We start from the raw sequence: 18975 nt of genomic DNA on the forward strand, positions 1-18975 counted from the left end.
AAAGCATTTTTGTTACCATCAACGCTATATATTATAGAACCTTTTTTAAAAATTCTAGAAGCGATCAATATCGACCAATTACTCTATATGTTACATCTACCTGTTAACGTAAACTAAATCATTTTATTATCCTATATCACCTTTTATTAGGCTATAGAATACAATTTTCTTACTTATCTCTATGTCCGTCGCCTTTTCTCTTCTTAACAGTTGCCTGAGCTGCTGCAAGTCTAGCAATTGGCACTCTGAATGGTGAGCAAGATACATAGTTTAGTCCCTGCTTGTAGCAGAATTCAACTGATGATGGTTCACCACCGTGTTCTCCACATATACCTAACTTAAGGCCTGGCTTAGCACCCCTACCTAGCTTAACTGCCATTTCAACTAGTCTACCTATACCCTTCTGGTCTAGTACCTGGAATGGGTCTTTTTCTAGAACACCCTTTTCAACGTATTCACCTAGGAACTTACCAGCGTCATCTCTTGAATAACCGAATCCCATCTGAGTAAGGTCATTTGTACCGAATGAGAAGAAGTCAGCTACTTCTGCTATTTCGTCAGCAGTCACACAAGCTCTTGGTATTTCTATCATTGTACCTACTGTGTAGTCAAGCTTCATACCAGCCTTTTCCAATTCAGCATCTACAGTTTCTTCTATAATAGGTCTTAGCATCTTTAATTCGTTTACAGTACCGATTAATGGAACCATGATTTCTGGCTTAACATCTACGCCGTCCTTCATTGCTAGTATAGCGCCCTGTGCTATAGCCCTAGCCTGCATTTCACATATTTCTGGATATGTAACGGCTAGTCTACAACCTCTGTGCCCTAGCATTGGATTGAATTCGTCAAGGTCCATAACCCTCTTCTTAAGGTCACTAGCTGCTATTCCCATCTGCTTAGCAAGTTCTGCAATTGCTCCATCTTCATGAGGAAGGAATTCGTGTAGTGGTGGGTCAAGAAGTCTAACGTTACATGGTCTACCTTCCATAGCCTTGAATATTCCGTGGAAGTCTTCTCTCTGGAATGGTAGCAAGCTATCTAGAGCCTTTACTCTATCCTCTACATTATCAGCAAGTATCATCTTTCTAACTGCTGGTATTCTATCTTCTTCAAAGAACATATGCTCAGTTCTACAAAGACCTATACCTTCAGCACCGAACTCTATAGCCTTCTTAGCATCTCTTGGATTGTCTGCATTTGTTCTAACCATCATGTCTCTGATTTCGTCAACCCAAGCCATGAATACTCCGAAGTTTCCACCAACTTCTACACTAGTCATTGCTATCTGTCCTAGGTATACACAACCTGAAGAACCATCTATTGACATAAATTCGCCTTCCTTGATCACAAGGTCACCAACTCTAATTTCTCTAGCTGCTTCATCAACTCTAAGTTCACCACAACCAGCTACACAACACTTACCCATACCTCTTGCAACAACTGCAGCATGAGATGTCATACCACCTCTAGCAGTAAGTATACCTTCTGCACTTACCATACCTTCTATATCTTCTGGAGATGTTTCCTGTCTAACAAGGAGTACCTTTTCCCCAGCCTTTGCATGCTCTACTGCATCCTCTGCATAGAAGTATACCTGACCTGTAGCAGCACCTGGAGATGCTGGAAGACCCTTAGCCAACTGCTTAGCATCCTTTAGAGCCTTTGCATCAAATGTTGGATGCAATAACTGGTCTAACTGGTTAGGTTCAATTCTCATGATAGCTTCTTCCTTGTCGATTACACCATCATTTACTAGGTCAACTACTACATTTATAGCTGCCTTAGCTGTTCTCTTACCATTTCTAGTCTGTAGTATGTATAATTTTCCATTTTCTATAGTAAACTCAATATCCTGCATATCCTTGTAGTGAGCTTCTAGAGTCTGTGTAATCTCTACGAACTGCTTGTACATATCAGGCATTTCTTCCTTTAGAGTATCTATACTCTGTGGAGTTCTGATACCGGCAACAACGTCTTCACCCTGAGCATTGATTAGGTATTCACCAAATAGCTTATTTTCACCAGTAGATGGGTTTCTTGTAAAGGCAACACCTGTACCAGATGACATACCCATATTACCAAATACCATTGACTGGATGTTAACTGCTGTACCAAGGTTACCTGGTATATCATTTAACTTTCTGTATACTATAGCTCTTGGATTGTTCCAAGATCTGAATACTGCCTCTATGGCTAGCATCAACTGCTTCTTTGGATCCTGAGGGAAGTCTTCACCTATTTCAGCCTTGTATATCTTCTTGAATTCTTCAACGATTACCTTTAGGTCATCAGTTGTAAGGTCAAGGTCAGAACCATATCCCTTAGCTTCCTTTATCTTGTCAAGAACGTTTTCAAACTTGTACTTAGGAACCTCCATAGCAACGTCTGAGAACATCTGTATAAATCTTCTGTATGAGTCATATGAGAATCTTTCGTTGTTTGTAGCAGCGATTAGCCCCTTTACACTTGTGTCATTTAGGCCTAGGTTTAGGATTGTATCCATCATACCTGGCATTGAGAATACGGCACCTGATCTTACAGATACAAGTAGTGGATTAGTTTCACATCCAAGAGTCTTGCCCTGTTCTTTTTCAAGCTGCTTTAACTTTTCATCAATCTGGTCTAACACTTCCTGAACGATCTTGTGGTCCTTGTCATAGTAGTCATTACATGCTTCTGTAGTTATAGTGAATCCCTGTGGAACAGGAAGACCTATATTAGTCATCTCTGCTAAGTTGGCACCCTTACCACCTAGCAAACCTCTCATGTCCTTATTACCTTCGTCAAAACTGTAAACAAACTTTTTACTCATCTTTTCCTCCTAATATTATATTTCGTAATCTTTTAAAATGGCCACTCCATTTTCTTTTAATATATCCAATATTATACCTGCAGTCTCCTCAATGGCCTTATTAGCCACATTTATTACAGGACACTTCAAGTTTTTCATAACCTTATCTGAATAATCCAACTCTTCAAGTATTCTCTCCAACTTGGCATAGTTAGCCGTACCTGATAGTCCCATGGACTTTAGTCTCTCAACCCTTATAGTATTTAGCTTTTCAGGTGAATTGGTCAAACCAATTATCCTCTTTGTCTCTACCTGAGATAACTCTTTAGGAATAGGTACTTCTGGAACCAAAGGAACGTTTGCAACCTTCAGGTGCTTGTTCGCTAGGTACATACTTAGCGGTGTTTTTGATGTCCTAGAAATACCAACCAAGACTACATCCGCCTTCAATAGACCTCTAGGATCCTTACCGTCATCATATTTGACAGCAAATTCTATGGCCTCCACCCTATTGAAGTAGGACTTGTCCATCTTTCTGATTAAACCTGGTTCACCAAGTGGTTCAACACCAGATATCCTCTTCATCTTCCTCAATATATGAGTCAGAAGGTCCATATACTCTATATTTTCCTTCTCACAGTAATCCTTAGCATAGTTGGCTAACTCAGTGTCAACCAAACTATACATTACAAGAACTCTTTTACCTTTAGCCTCTTCAAAAACTTCATTTAACAAGTCTCTGTTATTTATATAAGAAAATCTCTTAATATCCCAATTTTCATGGTTTGGAAACTGGTAAATACATGCCTTAGCTATAGACCTGGCAGTTTCTCCCAGTGAATCTGATACAATGAATATCATCGAATTATTTTCCATATTACCTCCCATAAACTACCCATCAAAATTATTCAGTTATCTCGACAAATAGTCTATTAATTATAGTTTTTGATATTTTTCCTACAACTTTTATTTTTTGCTTGTCGTTGTCCTCATACCTCACAACTGGTAGACTGTCAACTTCTCTCTTCATCAACTTAGTAGCAGCCAAATTGATTCTTTCATCTTCCTCAACAGTAGCTATGTTAGGCATCCTAGTCATTATCATACCAACCGGTAGCTTATTGACATCTGATCCACCTAATGTAGCCTTCAACAAGTCCTTCCTGGATACTACGCCACATAAATAGTCGTCGTCATCGAGTATAAATACTCCTCCAGAGTCCTCCAAAAAAATATTTACTATTACATCATATACAGAATCACTTTGTCTAGCAGTTAGTGGTACACCCATAACGGAGGATACCTTAGTATTTTTCATGGATGAATTTTCATTGGAAAAATCTCCTTCACCGACATAAAAATATCCAACCTTAGGACGAGCATCCAAGATACCTGTCATTGTCAATACAACCAAGTCTGACCTTAGTGTTGCCCTAGTTACCTTTAGCTTTTCTGCAATTTTTTCTCCTGTAATAGGCTCATTTTCCTTTACTATAGCAATAATCTTCAATTGCCTATCATTCAGTTGGATAATAATCACCTACCTTATAACATATTTACTCTTAAGTAGAGTATCATATTCTTTATTAATATGATATACCGTTTCTATATAGTATATTATAATACTTGATGATTCATTAAGCAAGACTTATTTTTCAATATTTATATCGTGTCCTTATCATAATTTTAATACTAAACTTATTATGGCTTTATTAGCTTTTTATATTAGTTACTTTTTTCTACAACTTATTTGAAAATATTTTAAAAAATTAGCTGTTCATTGGAAACAACCAAGGAACAGCTACTACTTAATATAATATACACTATTTACTATTACTAACAATCACCCTACTCATAAGAAGGGCAGCCGATATAGCAACATTAAAAGACTCCGCCTTACCATACATGGGTATTTTGACCAAGATATCGGAATTATCTATCCAAAAATCATTTATGCCATTGGCCTCATTGCCCACTACAAGAGCACAGGATTCTGCATAGCTACTCTGATCATAATAATTATCCGTTGCTAGATAGCTAGATACTATTTGGACTCCCGAAGACTTCAACAAGTCAAAAATCTCCTCCTGACTCCCTATTAGCACATCAATATAAAAACTGGACCCCATGGCTGACCTCACTACTTTTGGATTATAAACATCCACACAGCCCTTAGTCATACAAATCAGGTCAAAGCCCATAGCGTCGGCAGTCCTAATAATGGTACCTGCATTACCTGGATCTTGAACCCTGTCCATTATAAGAATCTTCTTATGTTTGTCCGGATTGTAGTCTTCTTTAGAAAAATTCTTCATCCTTATCACTGCCATTATACCTTGAGAATTCTCTGTATCACTAATTTGGTCATAGAGGTCTTTTGATAAGGTATATAGGTTGATATCCCTAGTATCCAGTTCAAATTCAGTCCCCTCTCTCAATATAAGCATATCTATATCGGCCCCATGCTCAAGGGCCAACTCTACAGTTCTCAAACCTTCAGCAAGATATTTTTTCTCCTTACTCCTTTTCTTTGCCAGTAAGAGAGATTTTATTTTCTTAAATTTTTCATTGTCCTTACTCTTTATATAAGTCATCTTGCATTTCCTATCTTTTAACATATAAATCGCTACTAACCAATAGAGCAATCTCTTCTATAACCTTGGTCTGACCAGCTATAACTATAATATCTCCGTCTTCGAAATTTTGGCTAGGACTAGGTGGTACCTGGAAAGTTTCACCTCTCTTAACACCAACTACATTGATATTATACTTCTTCCTCACCATCAGGTCTATTAGGTTACTTCCTACCCATAGCTTTGGAACAGTAACTTCAAATACTGAATGAGTCTCATCCAACTGCATAAAGTCAACTACATTATCAAAGGTCAAGGCCTTGGCTATCTTTACTCCCATATCTGACTCTGGGAAGACAACCCTGTCTGCACCTATCTTTTTTAGGACATTAGCCTGTAGACTATCCTTGGCTCTACTAATAACAAGTGGTATTCCCGCTTCCTTGGCTATTAGGGTAGCCATGATAGATGCTCTTAGCTCCCCACCAATCGCTATTATAGCTACATCAAAGTTATTTAAACCTATGCTATTCATAGCCTGTTCATCTGTGACATCCAGTATTGCCGTACTTTCTACTTCACCAGATATCTGTTGAATTACATCTTCATCTATGTCTACTACCATTACTTCTTGGCCTGATTCTGTCAGGGCCTTGGCTGCAGATTCTCCAAACCTACCTCCACCTACTACTATAAACTGCTTCATCTTATATCCTCCTAGCCAACTAAGACTTTAGCTTCTGGGTATCTTACCCTTTTTCTCTTATTTTCACTTATAAAGGCAGTAAATATGGTCAAGGACCCTACCCTACCCGTAAACATCAAGGCCATTATTATTATCTTGCCAACACTGTTCAAATGATTGCTACCTGCCAGAGATAAACCTACTGTAGCAAGAGCTGACGATACTTCAAAGGCTGAAGATAATATATTAAAATGCTTTGGATCCTGAGTTATACTCAAAAGGTAAACCCCCAAAACCGCTATTGTAATTGCTATTATAAATACTCCTAGGGCCTTCCTAAAGGTAAATACATTTATCCTTTTGTGTTGAACTGTTATCTCGTTTTCATTTTTTATAAATGACTTTACTGCTATAAACAAAATCGCCGCTGTAGTAGTTTTAACACCACCACCTGTGGATGCTGGCGATGCACCAATAAACATGAGTATTATCATAACAAATAAAGTCGACTCTCTAAACTTAGTCAAGTCTATTGTAGCATAGCCTGCCGTTCTAGTGGTTACAGACTGGAAAAATGCTACCTGGAATTTTTCCCATAGACTCATCCCATCCATAGAATGGCCTATTTCTCCAAAAAATATCATCAAAAATCCACCTATTATCAATATGGCAGTGGTTACCAAGGCTAACTTGGAATTTAGACTTAATTTTTTAAAAGTTTTTTTGCTTACAACATTTATTATGACAGGAAAACCAATACCGCCCAAAATTATCAAAGCTGAGACAGTAAATACGATTAATGGTCTGTTGTAATAACTTATTATGGATGAATACTCGCCAGATACACTACCCATCAAGTCAAAACCAGCATTACAAAAGGAAGATATTGAAGTGAATATTGAATAACCTATACCATCTATAATACCAAATTGCGGTATAAATACAAAAGACAATATCAAGGCACCTAGACCTTCTATAATCAAGGTATACTTCAATACCTTTTTTATCAATTTTACAGAACCTGATAATTCTTCTTGATTCAAGGCTTCCTTTATCAATATACGCTGTCTTAGATTGATTTTCTTTCCAAATATTAAGGCAACTAGTGTACCTAGGGTCATAAAACCTAGACCACCAACCTGAATCAAAAATATTATTACCACTTTTCCAAATATAGACCAGTGAATACTGGTATCCACAACCACTAACCCTGTTACACATATGGCTGATGTCGCAGTAAAAAGGCCGTCAAGAAAACTTGTAGTCCTTCCACTAGCGGATGCCCAAGGTGTAGTCAAGAGTATGGCCCCCAATAAAATCAAAAAACCAAAACCTGCGACCATCATCTGCCCAGGTGATAAAATATACAGGGGCGATGGATGTATCTTGCTATTTTTCCTCATTTGTTCCTCCATAAAAAATCCTAGGTCTAGTAAAAATCCATAAATTTTAGGAATCCCCTACGAATCCCTAAAATTTGTAATCTAATGCATTTGACCTATAGATAGGCTTTTCATCACTATCTACTAATTCAAGGAATACTTTTTTCCTACCCTTATAATTCCCCTCTTTCAATAATAGTGTTTTTTCATCTATAAGGTATACCTCAGCCTTTTTGCCTCCTATGTATGCCCTTATATTTTTATTCATTGCTTGTCCCTTAAGATAAATCTTTCCATTTTTATTCACTATTGAGTCTAGTCTCATATCTCTAGTCCCAAGTTGCAATTTGTTGTCTTCTATTGCCTGTTCTGATTCCTTCAAAAAATACTTTTTACCAAATAAAATATCATACTGAACCAGTTTCAATTTTTCCTGATAATCTGACTTGTTTACTAAATAGGCATGCATCATATTCATCGGACCATATCTAAGCCCTGCAAGATCCATCACCATACTAGACAATTGATAGGCCTGAAAGTCTTTTGGCACGGACCTCTTCTTTATACCAAAATTATCTACTATGGTAAACAAGGATTCAAACTTATCTACACCAGACCTGTTGCTTGTAATTAAGTTTAAAGCTGGAAGATGATCTCCATACATAACTAAAACATATTTTTTATTTCTAGCATCTAGGCTGGCCTTCAAGTCTCTTACAAACATATCCATTTCATAAACCTGATTTGCGTAATAATTAATTTGATTTTGATCCGGTTTTTGTAACTTTGAATTTACGAGCTTGACCTTATATTCCATATCCATATTACTAGTTGGATATTTACTATGTCCTTGAGTAGATATAGTAAATATCATAGATTGCCCCTTGGCCTGGTTTAACTCTCCCATTATATACCTAGTCAAAAGTTTATCCTTTGGCCACCACATAGGAGTATACTCTACATTCGTCATTGACTCAAGACTAATAAATTTCTGATAACCTATATTTTCGTAACCCTCTCGCCTATTATAAAAATTAGCATTAAAGTTATGTATCGCTTCAGACCTATAACCATATGACCTCATTTGACTAGCTATAGAAATCGATGGCTTCTTTGCTAAAAATGTCTGATATGGTATTTCTCCCTGGTTTAGGTAGTCAAAATTACATCCGGACATAACCTCATACTCAGTCCTAGCTGTACCACCACCTGTAACTGGTACATTCATCAATCCAGATGTGTACCTACCCATTAATGCACGCAAATTTGGCATAGGATCTATATTAAAATTACAACCCTTCAACCTTGTAGGGTCCATAAAACCTTCCAGCTGAACAAATATTAAATCTGGTCTATCATCACCAGTCCTTATGTATCTCTTATCGTTTTTAACCTGCTTGTCTAAGTATGCTCTAATTGCATCTATATTTTCCTTATTGTATCCATGTGGTTTTCTTCTTATAGAGAGAAGACTTTCATCTGCGAAAGAAAAAACCAACCCATTTGTTTTATATGATAATTCCGGATCCCATGCTATTGCAGAAACAATTTTTGCCGCCTTTAGTTGAGGAACAACTATAAAAAATACAGTTGCTACAACCAAAAAAACAATAGAATTCGATGTCTTTCTAAGCCTGTTTTCTGTCTTGAACCTCATAAACAAGAAAACTGACAAGACCATAACGACTATTATAAATAAAATGGCAACTACCATAAACTTAATATCTAAAAACACATTTGCAATATTAAGTGCCTCCTTGTATGATATCAAGTCATATGGTGATAGGGGCATCCCCCTCAAGGTATATAAGACCGAACTACTAATAGCCAGTATCAATAGTAAGTTACTGGCTATATAATAATAGAATACTTTTCTTTTTAAGAACATAGATATGCCTAATATCATAAATATCAAAAAGTAATTTATAAAAAACTGGATTGGAAAATCTATGGCGAAGTCTATAAACCTTATAAAACTCCGCCTATTAATTGTCTCTATAAGACCAAACAAAAACAATGAATATATAGATAAAAATATTAAATCAAATTTACCTTCATATTTCTGCTTGTTGTATCTCATAGCTCTACCTATTTGTCTCAGCAGCACACCTAGTCAAGACGCTCTGACTGATTCCTCCCAAAGATACTAAGGATGTGGCTCCTCTTAGGACAGACTTGTCACTATTAGCACTTACCAAAACTATAGGAGCATTATTTCTACCTGCTAGTGGTCCACCTGTTAATGCATCGACTAGCTTGTAACCATCACTAAGTAAATATTTGAATGGTGTTTCCCTGTAGAAAGTTCTTATAACTTGTGAATTAGTTAAATATCTACTATTTCCACTAACACGAGTAGCTCCTAGAGAACTAACTAGTCTAGATGATATTGAATCTACACCACCGATTGCATATACATTTTTTGTAGATTCAGATATTGTTCTAGCCGTATTATTGATACTAGTTCCATTTGTAAGTAGGATTGGCTCCCCATCTCTAGCTGCTACAGCAGAGATACTCATGGCATCGGCCTCTCCCCTGCTTCCATTTGCTATAAATACCTTTCCAACGGCACCCTTTATATTTAAAATTTCGTTAGCTACATTATTACTAGTTTCATATCTATTTAGGCCTCCTATTCTCTTCACTGTAAAACCACCCTGGTCTCTCAGTCTGTTTTCTATGTTAGAACTTACAGAATTATCTGAGCCTATAATGTATACTTTCTTAGCTATTTCCATTCTTAACTGCGTTTCATTTGGTATGCTATCCCTGTGTACCAAAAGTATTGGTGCCTTTATTACACCTGCCAGACCACTGGCACTCAAACCATCTGCTAACTTGTTCCTATCTGCATTTACCAATATTACTGAGTCATATAGACCATATTCTCCTGCTATTCCACTAGCTGTAGCATATCTGTCTGATCCCTTTATCTGCTGTATTTCACTGTATGACAAGGCATTGGCAGAAGCCAAGCTACAAGCAAGCATAGTAAGTGACAATGCTAGAGATAAGGCTTTTTTCTTGATTTTCATATATTAACCTCCTATATTTTTTCTTGATATGAAAAGACAGCCATAAAGGCTGTCTTTTACTCTCTTCGAATACTATCTTTCGCACTCTTGGTTAGCAACTGTACAAGAAGTCTTGCAAGCAGACTGGCAAGAAGTCTGACATTCGCCACATCCACCCTTTGCTGCACTTTCCTTTAAAGTAGCCTTTGAAAGAGTTTTTACATGTTTCTTTTCCATAGTAATCCCTCCAAAATAAATTTTCTACATCAATTATACCACATATATGATAACTTGAGTAGTATTTTTCACATACTGCTTGGTATTACTGTTCTAACTTTTCTTCAACTTCAACAGCCTCTTCATCCTTGGCTGCCTTTTCAATAACTCTACCAATAGCCCATTTTTCAAATGGAACCTTAGTTCTATTTGGACCTAATTCAAGTATTATCCTATCTTCTTCAACCCTAGTTACCTTGGCTATTATACCTCCAACTGTAACTACTGTATCACCCTTGTCAATAGAATTTCTCATTTCATTAAGTTTCTTTTCCTTTTGCTTTTGCGGTCTTATTAGTATGAAATAGAATATTACAAATATTAATATCCATATACCAATTCCCATGACCATCTGGTTCTGTGGCATGATTATACCCTCCTTCTATATAAAGTCATATATGTTATATTATAAACCATCTATCCCTTATTTACCATAATATTTTGCAAAGAAGTCGTTTTTGAAGTCTAAAAGTCTATCTTCTCTAATAGCCTGTCTGACATTTTCCATCAGTTTTAGCAGGAAGTGAAGGTTATGGATAGTAAGGAGTCTAGCCCCTAATATCTCATTACACTTTATCAAGTGCCTAATATAGGCCTTTGTATAGTTCCTGCAAGTGTAGCAATCACATTCTGGGTCCAAAGTCGTAAAATCCTCTGCATAGGATGCGTTTCTTACTACGACCTTACCCTGACTAGTCATTGCAGTACCATTTCTAGCTATCCTAGTAGGTAAAACACAGTCAAACATATCAATTCCCCTCAATACACCTTCCAAGAGGTCATCCGGCGAACCTACACCCATCAGGTACCTAGGCTTGTCTTCTGGTAGTAGAGGCACAGTGTAATCCAAGACTTCATACATCATTTCCTTTGGCTCTCCAACACTCAGGCCTCCAATGGCATAACCTGGCAGGTCAATAGCCGTAATTTCCTTGGCCGACTGTTCCCTAAGATCCTTATACATACCACCCTGTACTATTCCAAATAGAGCCTGCTTTTCAGGATACTTGTGAGCCTCTTTACACCTCTCTAGCCACCTAGTAGTTCTCTCCAAAGAATTCTTGACATACTGCCTGTCTGCTGGATAAGGAGCACATTCATCAAAGGCCATCATTATATCTGAACCTAGAGAATTTTGTATTTCCATTGCCTTTTCAGGTGATAAAAAGTGCTTTGAACCATCTAGGTGGGACCTAAATTCTACCCCTTCTTCCTTTATCTTTCTAAGTGGGCCTAGACTAAATACCTGAAAACCACCACTATCTGTCAGGATTGGCTTGTCCCAATTCATAAACTTATGTAGACCTCCTGCCCTTTCTATTAGGTCATGGCCTGGCCTCATATACAGGTGGTAGGTATTGCTCAAAATAATCTGTGACCCTATCTCCTTTAGTTCCTCTGGAGTCATGGCCTTTACTGTAGCCTGTGTACCTACTGGCATAAATATTGGGGTCTCTATAATCCCATGTGGAGTATGAAGCCTACCCAACCTAGCTCCAGTTTGCTTACACGTCTTTATTAATTCATATCTAACTGCGTACATATACTTCCTTTCATCATTTTATTTATATAATATCAATACGTATATTTTTTATTTTTTTATATATCTACCCCAATTCTTTAGGCACGTTTGCTTTACATCCAAGTACCATGTCTATAATACAAGACCCCTATTTTAGGAACATTGCGTCCCCAAAGCTAAAGAACCTGTACTTTTCATCTACTGCCACCCTATAAGCATTGAGTATATTTTCCCTACTAGATAGGGCACTAACTAGCATAATCAAGGTAGATTCTGGTAGGTGGAAATTGGTGATTAGGTTATCACATAACTTGAACTCGTACCCCGGATAAATAAATATATCCGTCCATCCACTTCCAGCCTTGAGTCTTCCATCCGGTCCACTGGCTGACTCAATTGTCCTACAACTAGTAGTACCTACACATATAACCCTCTTGGACGACTTTTTTGCATCATTGATCATATCTGCAGCCTCTTGAGACACACTATAAAATTCAGAATGCATCTTGTGCTTGTCGACATCGTCCACCTTGACTGGCCTAAATGTTCCCAAGCCTACGTGCAGGGTTACAAAGGCTGTCTTGACCCCCTTGGCCCTAATCTGGTCTAATAGCTCGTCTGTAAAATGAAGACCTGCTGTAGGAGCTGCTGCAGAACCATTATGCTTGGAATATACTGTCTGGTACCTATCCTTGTCCTCTAACTTTTCAGTAATGTATGGCGGTAGGGGCATATTTCCCAATTCATCTAAAATTTCCTCAAAAATACCATCGTAGTCGAATGTTACCAACCTGGACCCGTCAGCCAATATATCTACAACATCTGCAAATAGCTTGCCTCCACCGAAAGAAAATCTAGAACCTATCTTGGCCCTCTTACCCGGCTTGACAAGCGTCTCCCAAGTGTCATCCTCATTTCTCTTCAACAGCAAAAATTCCATCTTACCGCCGGATTCTACCTTTTCGCCTATCAACCTAGCTGGTATAACCCTAGTATCGTTTAAGACTAGGCAGTCTCCTTCTTCCAAATAATCTATTATATTTTTAAAAACCTTATGTTCTATCTCTCCTGTTTCCTTATTCAATACCATTAACCTAGAACTAGACCTGTCCTTGATAGGAACCTGGGCTATCAGCTCATGTGGTAAATCATATTTAAAATCACTAGTTTTCATACCTCACCTCATTCATATTTGTTTACATCGACTATTTATTTTTTTCTTCGTATGGTATACCTAAGTGTTGATAGGCCCTTGGCATGGCTATCCTACCCCTAGGTGCCCTATTGATAAAGCCCAACTGTAGCAGATAAGGCTCGTATACGTCTTCTATTGTATTCCTGTCTTCTCCTATAGAGGCAGCCAGGGTATCTAGTCCCACAGGACCCCCGTTAAACTTCTCTATAATTGTCATCAGGAGCTTCTTGTCGACAAAGTCCAAGCCTAGAGAATCTACCCCCAATAGTTCCAAAGCTGCCTGCGCCACCTGGTCTGTGATATTTCCATCTGCCTTGACCTGGGCAAAATCCCTAACCCTCTTTAACAATCTATTAGCTATTCTTGGCGTTCCCCTAGACCTTCTTGCTATTTGAATTGCCCCGTCATCCATTATTCCGGCACTTAATATTCCAGATGACCTACGAACAATTTCAGCCAATTCATTTTCCTTGTAGTAGTCTAGCTTACAAATAACACCAAACCTATCCCTCAAAGGATTCGTCAGCATACCAGCCCTAGTCGTCGCACCTATAAGCGTAAACCTAGGTAGGTCCAGCCTAATACTTCTGGCTGAAGGCCCCTTACCTATTATTATATCCAGGCAGAAATCTTCCATGGCTGGATATAGGACCTCTTCGACACTCCTGTTGATTCTATGAATTTCATCAATAAACAAGACATCATTTTCTTGCAGATTTGTCAAAATAGCAGCCAAATCACCTGCCCTCTCAATGGCAGGACCCGAGGTAATCCTTAAATTAACTCCCATTTCATTGGCTATGATGCCTGCCAGTGTAGTTTTACCAAGACCTGGAGGTCCATATAAGAGAACATGATCCAGGGACTCATTTCTCGACTTGGCAGCATCTATAAAAATCCTCAACTGCTCCTTAGATTTTTCTTGGCCCAGGTATTCATCTAGTGACTTGGGTCTCAAACTATTTTCTATATCAAAATCCTCTTCCTTCATACTGGAAGTAATTAGACGCTCTTCATCCACAATACCTACCTCCTATTAGAATTTGAAATTTGTCTTCAAAATATACTCTAGGGCCTTCTTTACTATATCTTCAACCCCCATACCAGCTTGCTTTACAAAGTCCACAGCCACCTTGGATTCCTGACCAGTATAACCCAGTGCAACCAAGGCATCTATAGCCTCACCATCGCTAGTAGTCGGAATTGATGCAGTCGGTTCATGCCCCATGTCTTCTAGGCTTATTGCCAATTTACCCAGCTTGTCTTTTAATTCCAAGACCATTCTCTCTGCAGTTTTCTTACCGACACCTGGAGCCTTTGACAAGGTCTTGGTATCGGAGCTAGAAATATACAGGTGGAGCTGGGATGGTGTCGCAAAGGAAAGAATCGCTAGACCCAGCTTTGTTCCTATCTTTGACACTGACGTAAGCAGGTTGAACATTTCCAGCTCTTCCTTTGTATAAAAGCCACACAAGCTAATATCGTCCTCTCTCACAATCATCTTGGTATATATCTTGACCCTCTCACCCTCCTGTAATTGGGCTATTGTGTTGCTGGATACATTCAACTTGTATCCTATATCATTATTTTCTAGCAAGACATGGTCTATACCTATCTCTTCAACAATTCCCTTAATATATCCTATCATTTAATCACTCCTATTTATCAAACTTACTCAATTCCTTACCCATCCTATTAGAATGTGCATGACAAATAGCCACAGCCAAGGCATCTGCTACGTCATCCGGCTTTGGAATTTCTTTTAGATTCAAAAAAGAAGTAACCATCTTTTGAACCTGAGACTTGTCAGCCCTACCGTATCCACATACACCCTGCTTGACCTGTAGGGGTGTGTATTCATAAGTTGGCTTTGCATGATGTTGGCAAGACAGGAGGATAACACCCCTGGCCTGGGCAACTGTTATTGCAGTCTTGACATTCTTATTGAAAAATAATTCTTCTATACCAACCTCGTCTATATCGTACATATGAAAGAGTTGGTTCATACCCTTGTATATCCTCTCCAACCTCTCCACAACACTCATACCGGCTGGAGTAGTTATAGCACCATAATCTATGGTCCTAAACCTACTATTCTTATATTCAACCAGTCCATAACCAATAATGGCCAAGCCTGGATCTATTCCCAAAATTATCATAATACCTTCCTCTATTGGTCCTATGCCTAAATATGCATTACTCTTTATTTTATCACATATAAAAAAATATAACAATTTGTTTTAATACAAATATTTTTTTATATTCTCTTAGTTGTCAATACATATGTTACACTTACGAGAAAGTTTTTCAAAATACTTATTCAATTGTGTAACATATGTTATAGCACATTACATTTTAATACAAATATTTTTTTATATTATATATCATTTTTTTATATCAAATGCTATAATATACTTACTATCACTTGACCATCATAATGATTGCTTGTTGATATTATACAGCGGGTATAATTACGTAAATATTTAAGGCTATTAGGAGGCTTATCATGGATATTACTCAACTCAGTAGCAGACTCGTAGAATACAGAAAAAATAATAATATGACCATTAAAGACTTTTCGGATATCTCAGGTATTAGTACTGCCCTACTTAGCCAGTTAGAAAGAGGTGTCGGAAACCCTAGTCTAAGTGTTTTAAATGCAATATCTGAAACGATGAACATCAGTCTTTCATCTTTATTTGAAGAGCCTGTTATTTTAGAAAATTTGGTAAAGAGATCGGAATCTTTGTCTACTGTCATATATCCAGACAGAGATAATCTGGAATTTCAATTATTGACAACTAGGTCTAATACACTAAATATATATCTACTAAGAATAATATTTAACTCTCATTCCGAAACAAGCTACCAACCCTTAGGTAAAAATAATTCTGATGAGATTATTCATATAGAAAAGGGAAGCCTTACTGTTCAAACTAACGACGGTAAGTCAATCCTTTTGAGAAAGGGAGATACCATGAGGATTACACCGGACCTAAAATATAAATTTAAAAATATATCCGTCAACAAGGTGTACATCATATTTGCAACGAATAAAATAGAACTTAGGTAGGTTTATTCCATCTTTTAACGAACTTAATTTATTATATAAAACCCCCTAACCCAATAGACCAATATGAACCAAGCTACCAATCATTAGATTTTTAGGTCTAACTTTTGAGAGTCAGTTCAATAAGGCTATAAGGTTAGGGGGTTTTGGTTGATTTTATATACCTTGAGTTATTTAGTCTTAATTAATGTAACTCAAGTTGCTTATCTGTCTAATACTACTATCTCTAGATTTCTTCTGCCAAAATTCCTCATATTACTGGCAGACTTCATAAATATATCTATCATAGTTCCTCTAATGATACCGCCAGTATCATTTGCTATAAATACTTTGTCAAAATATGGTACATATACCTTAGAGCCAAGAGGAATAACCCTCGGATCCACAGCTATAGTACCCCATCTTGGCCTCTGACCAGAAGCAGTCATTGTATCTCCTGAATAAGCACTCGCATTAGATATATACTTCTTTCCCGTACCAATATAGTTACCACGCTTATCGTAATACTTGACCTTGCCGTTAGAAGTTGAATTTGCATAAGCACTTGTCTTGCTTGCTGGCACTTGCCTATTATAGCTTCCATCCCTATTAAATTCATATGTCTTGCCGTTTATATTCTGGATGCCTGTTACCATCTGTCCAGAAGAATTAAAGTAGAACCATAATCCACTAATCCTGTTCCATCCCTTAAGATTTTTTCCATCAGAGCCAACATAGACCTGCTTGCCGTTAGATATACTCCAACCGCTAGTTGCTAGTATAGACTCAGCATTAGACATACTTCCTCCAAATGCAAAAAATAATATAAAAGTCATACAGACTATCTTACCTAATATTTTTTTCATAAATATCCTCCTCAGTTAGATAAATAAATCTAAAATTTTACCTACCTTTTTCTTTTTGAATAATTTTATTCATTTTTGTCAGACAATATTGTTTACATATTTGTAACTTTTGTTTTATTTTTGTTACATTAGTACTGCCAACTTCTTTATTCTAATACAAAAATTACAAAAAAGCAACTATTTTTTACTTCTAAAGGAGTACTTACACCTTCAAACGCTTGAAAGTACTAACTTGTACCCTTGTAATAAAAGTTACATTTTGTAACTAGTTTTACTTTTTAGATTCCCTCAACCTATAGAAATAATGCATTAATAACTTCATTTTTCAGAAAAAATATACCTATTTATCCGCACATGCTTTGATAAAGGTATTTACCGTAATTAGCAAAATTAAAATAAATACAAATTTTTATCTATAGCTTTCATTTCAGCCTACTATACTATATAATTAATTATAGCGAATATATATTAGATAAAAAATCTAGATTGGTGGTGTAATATGACTTTAACAATAAGTATGCAAACAATTTTATTTATACTGGCTATACTTGGATGCATGGTACTTGTGGCCCTGATTATTTTATTAAAAAAACTGATAAAATTAATCGAAAATGTGGACAATCTCCTAATCCAAAATACTACAAATGTTGGACTTACAATAGCTAAATTGCCTACTATATTGGAAAATGTGGATGCTATTAGTGACAATGTGAAGGAAGTGAGTGAAGTAGCAGTAGATATAGGCGATGATATAAGCACAGCCAAGGATAAATTCAAGACAGGTATCGTAAAATCTGCTAGCTTGGCAGTCAAGGCCAAGGATCATTTCAAAAAGAATTAAATTTTAATTGGATTAAAAGGACCCTCTTATTGAGGGTCCTTTTAGTGTGATTTTTAATAAAAATACTACCTATATACAGTTAAAAATACAGTTAAAATATCGATAATATACACATTATATATTTGGACAAAAAAAGAGACGTCCAAACTCGGTACGTCTCACTATGTCAAAACTATGCTAAATGTTCCTTAGCAACTGCTACTAACTTAGCAAATCCTTCTGGATCAGCTATAGCTAATTCAGAAAGCATCTTTCTGTTAACTTCTACTCCAGCCTTCTTTAGACCGTTCATGAACTTAGAATAAGACATGTCATTCATTCTACATGCTGCATTTATTCTCTGTATCCAAAGCTTTCTAAAATCTCTCTTTTTCTGCTTTCTACCAATGTAAGCATTCTTTAACGCCTTCATTACAAACTGGTTTGAAGTCTTGAAAAGCTTACTTCTTGATCCCTGGTATCCCTTTGCAAGCTTTAATACCTTTTTATGTCTCTTATGGGCATTCATACCCTTCTTTACTCTTGCCATTTCTAAACCTCCTAAATACTAATCTTACTTGTATGGTAATAATTGTGCTATTCTCTTTGCATCGCCATCACTTACTAAAGTTGACTGTCTCAAGTTCATCTTAGTCTTAGGTGATTTCTTTGTAAGTATATGACTCTTATAAGCCTTTGCTCTCTTTAGCTTTCCGCTTCCTGTTCTCTTTAATCTCTTTGCTGCACCTCTATGTGTTTTCATCTTTGGCATAACAAAATCCTCCTCTCAATATTT

The 18975-nt window shown here is 37.0% G+C and carries 20 protein-coding genes; 2 read left to right on the plus strand and 18 right to left on the minus strand.

Translation table 11 applies throughout. From position 1 onward, the window contains the following. Positions 1-169: 169 nt before the first annotated feature. From ppdK to ruvC, 15 genes are all read right to left on the minus strand, one after another. A complete protein-coding gene (gene ppdK, locus HMPREF1639_RS00970; RefSeq protein WP_036762305.1) occupies positions 170-2815 on the minus strand; it encodes a pyruvate, phosphate dikinase in 2646 nt (881 codons plus the stop codon). A 15-nt stretch (positions 2816-2830) separates the two neighbouring features. After that, the gene (locus HMPREF1639_RS00975) at positions 2831-3670 is read right to left on the minus strand and encodes a pyruvate, water dikinase regulatory protein (protein ID WP_036762306.1); all 840 of its coding nucleotides are present in this window, start codon (positions 3668-3670) and stop codon (positions 2831-2833) included. A 28-nt stretch (positions 3671-3698) separates the two neighbouring features. Then, positions 3699-4334 (minus strand): helix-turn-helix transcriptional regulator, encoded by a 636-nt coding sequence (locus HMPREF1639_RS00980; protein ID WP_036762308.1) that lies wholly within the window; start codon positions 4332-4334, stop codon positions 3699-3701. Positions 4335-4617: 283 nt separating this feature from the next. Then, positions 4618-5388, minus strand: coding sequence for a TrmH family RNA methyltransferase (locus tag HMPREF1639_RS00985; RefSeq protein ID WP_036762310.1), 771 nt, complete (start codon positions 5386-5388; stop codon positions 4618-4620). Between the two features lie 10 nt (positions 5389-5398). Then, complete coding sequence (locus HMPREF1639_RS00990) at positions 5399-6073, minus strand: potassium channel family protein (protein WP_036762312.1); 675 nt, start codon at positions 6071-6073, stop codon at positions 5399-5401. Between the two features lie 11 nt (positions 6074-6084). Next, positions 6085-7455 (minus strand): TrkH family potassium uptake protein, encoded by a 1371-nt coding sequence (locus HMPREF1639_RS00995; protein WP_036762313.1) that lies wholly within the window; start codon positions 7453-7455, stop codon positions 6085-6087. Positions 7456-7522: 67 nt separating this feature from the next. Then, positions 7523-9514: an LTA synthase family protein gene (locus tag HMPREF1639_RS01000; RefSeq protein WP_036762315.1), complete on the minus strand. Its 1992-nt coding sequence runs from the start codon at positions 9512-9514 to the stop codon at positions 7523-7525. Positions 9515-9518: 4 nt separating this feature from the next. Next, positions 9519-10472, minus strand: a complete 954-nt coding sequence (locus HMPREF1639_RS01005) for a cell wall-binding repeat-containing protein (RefSeq protein ID WP_036762317.1) — start codon at positions 10470-10472, stop codon at positions 9519-9521. A gap of 72 nt (positions 10473-10544) precedes the next feature. Further along, complete coding sequence (scfA, locus tag HMPREF1639_RS09010; protein WP_007789995.1) at positions 10545-10688, minus strand: six-cysteine ranthipeptide SCIFF; 144 nt, start codon at positions 10686-10688, stop codon at positions 10545-10547. Between the two features lie 85 nt (positions 10689-10773). Next, entirely contained in the window at positions 10774-11094 is a 321-nt protein-coding gene (gene yajC / locus HMPREF1639_RS01010) for a preprotein translocase subunit YajC (protein WP_036762319.1), read from the minus strand. Positions 11095-11151: 57 nt separating this feature from the next. Then, a complete protein-coding gene (tgt, locus tag HMPREF1639_RS01015) occupies positions 11152-12270 on the minus strand; it encodes a tRNA guanosine(34) transglycosylase Tgt (RefSeq protein ID WP_036762320.1) in 1119 nt (372 codons plus the stop codon). Positions 12271-12397: 127 nt separating this feature from the next. Beyond that, the gene (gene queA, locus HMPREF1639_RS01020) at positions 12398-13423 is read right to left on the minus strand and encodes a tRNA preQ1(34) S-adenosylmethionine ribosyltransferase-isomerase QueA (RefSeq protein ID WP_036762321.1); all 1026 of its coding nucleotides are present in this window, start codon (positions 13421-13423) and stop codon (positions 12398-12400) included. A gap of 31 nt (positions 13424-13454) precedes the next feature. Then, entirely contained in the window at positions 13455-14435 is a 981-nt protein-coding gene (ruvB, locus tag HMPREF1639_RS01025) for a Holliday junction branch migration DNA helicase RuvB (RefSeq protein WP_156955921.1), read from the minus strand. A 45-nt stretch (positions 14436-14480) separates the two neighbouring features. Next, complete coding sequence (gene ruvA / locus HMPREF1639_RS01030) at positions 14481-15092, minus strand: Holliday junction branch migration protein RuvA (protein ID WP_036762326.1); 612 nt, start codon at positions 15090-15092, stop codon at positions 14481-14483. A gap of 10 nt (positions 15093-15102) precedes the next feature. Further along, complete coding sequence (gene ruvC, locus HMPREF1639_RS01035; protein WP_036762328.1) at positions 15103-15603, minus strand: crossover junction endodeoxyribonuclease RuvC; 501 nt, start codon at positions 15601-15603, stop codon at positions 15103-15105. Between the two features lie 347 nt (positions 15604-15950). Between ruvC and HMPREF1639_RS01040 the strand changes: the two genes are divergently transcribed. After that, positions 15951-16517 (plus strand): helix-turn-helix domain-containing protein, encoded by a 567-nt coding sequence (locus HMPREF1639_RS01040; RefSeq protein WP_036762330.1) that lies wholly within the window; start codon positions 15951-15953, stop codon positions 16515-16517. 200 nt (positions 16518-16717) lie between these two features. Here HMPREF1639_RS01040 and HMPREF1639_RS01045 read toward each other — a convergent pair whose 3' ends face one another. After that, positions 16718-17359, minus strand: coding sequence for a 3D domain-containing protein (locus tag HMPREF1639_RS01045; RefSeq protein ID WP_036762332.1), 642 nt, complete (start codon positions 17357-17359; stop codon positions 16718-16720). Positions 17360-17858: 499 nt separating this feature from the next. Between HMPREF1639_RS01045 and HMPREF1639_RS01050 the strand changes: the two genes are divergently transcribed. Then, the gene (locus HMPREF1639_RS01050) at positions 17859-18200 is read left to right on the plus strand and encodes a hypothetical protein (RefSeq protein ID WP_052045364.1); all 342 of its coding nucleotides are present in this window, start codon (positions 17859-17861) and stop codon (positions 18198-18200) included. A gap of 172 nt (positions 18201-18372) precedes the next feature. Here HMPREF1639_RS01050 and rplT read toward each other — a convergent pair whose 3' ends face one another. After that, a complete protein-coding gene (gene rplT, locus HMPREF1639_RS01055; protein ID WP_036762334.1) occupies positions 18373-18729 on the minus strand; it encodes a 50S ribosomal protein L20 in 357 nt (118 codons plus the stop codon). Positions 18730-18753: 24 nt separating this feature from the next. Then, positions 18754-18951: a 50S ribosomal protein L35 gene (gene rpmI, locus HMPREF1639_RS01060; protein ID WP_007790110.1), complete on the minus strand. Its 198-nt coding sequence runs from the start codon at positions 18949-18951 to the stop codon at positions 18754-18756. Positions 18952-18975: the final 24 nt, after the last annotated feature.

Origin of the sequence: Peptostreptococcus sp. MV1, assembly GCF_000758885.1 — a bacterium.
Classification (GTDB): domain Bacteria; phylum Bacillota; class Clostridia; order Peptostreptococcales; family Peptostreptococcaceae; genus Peptostreptococcus.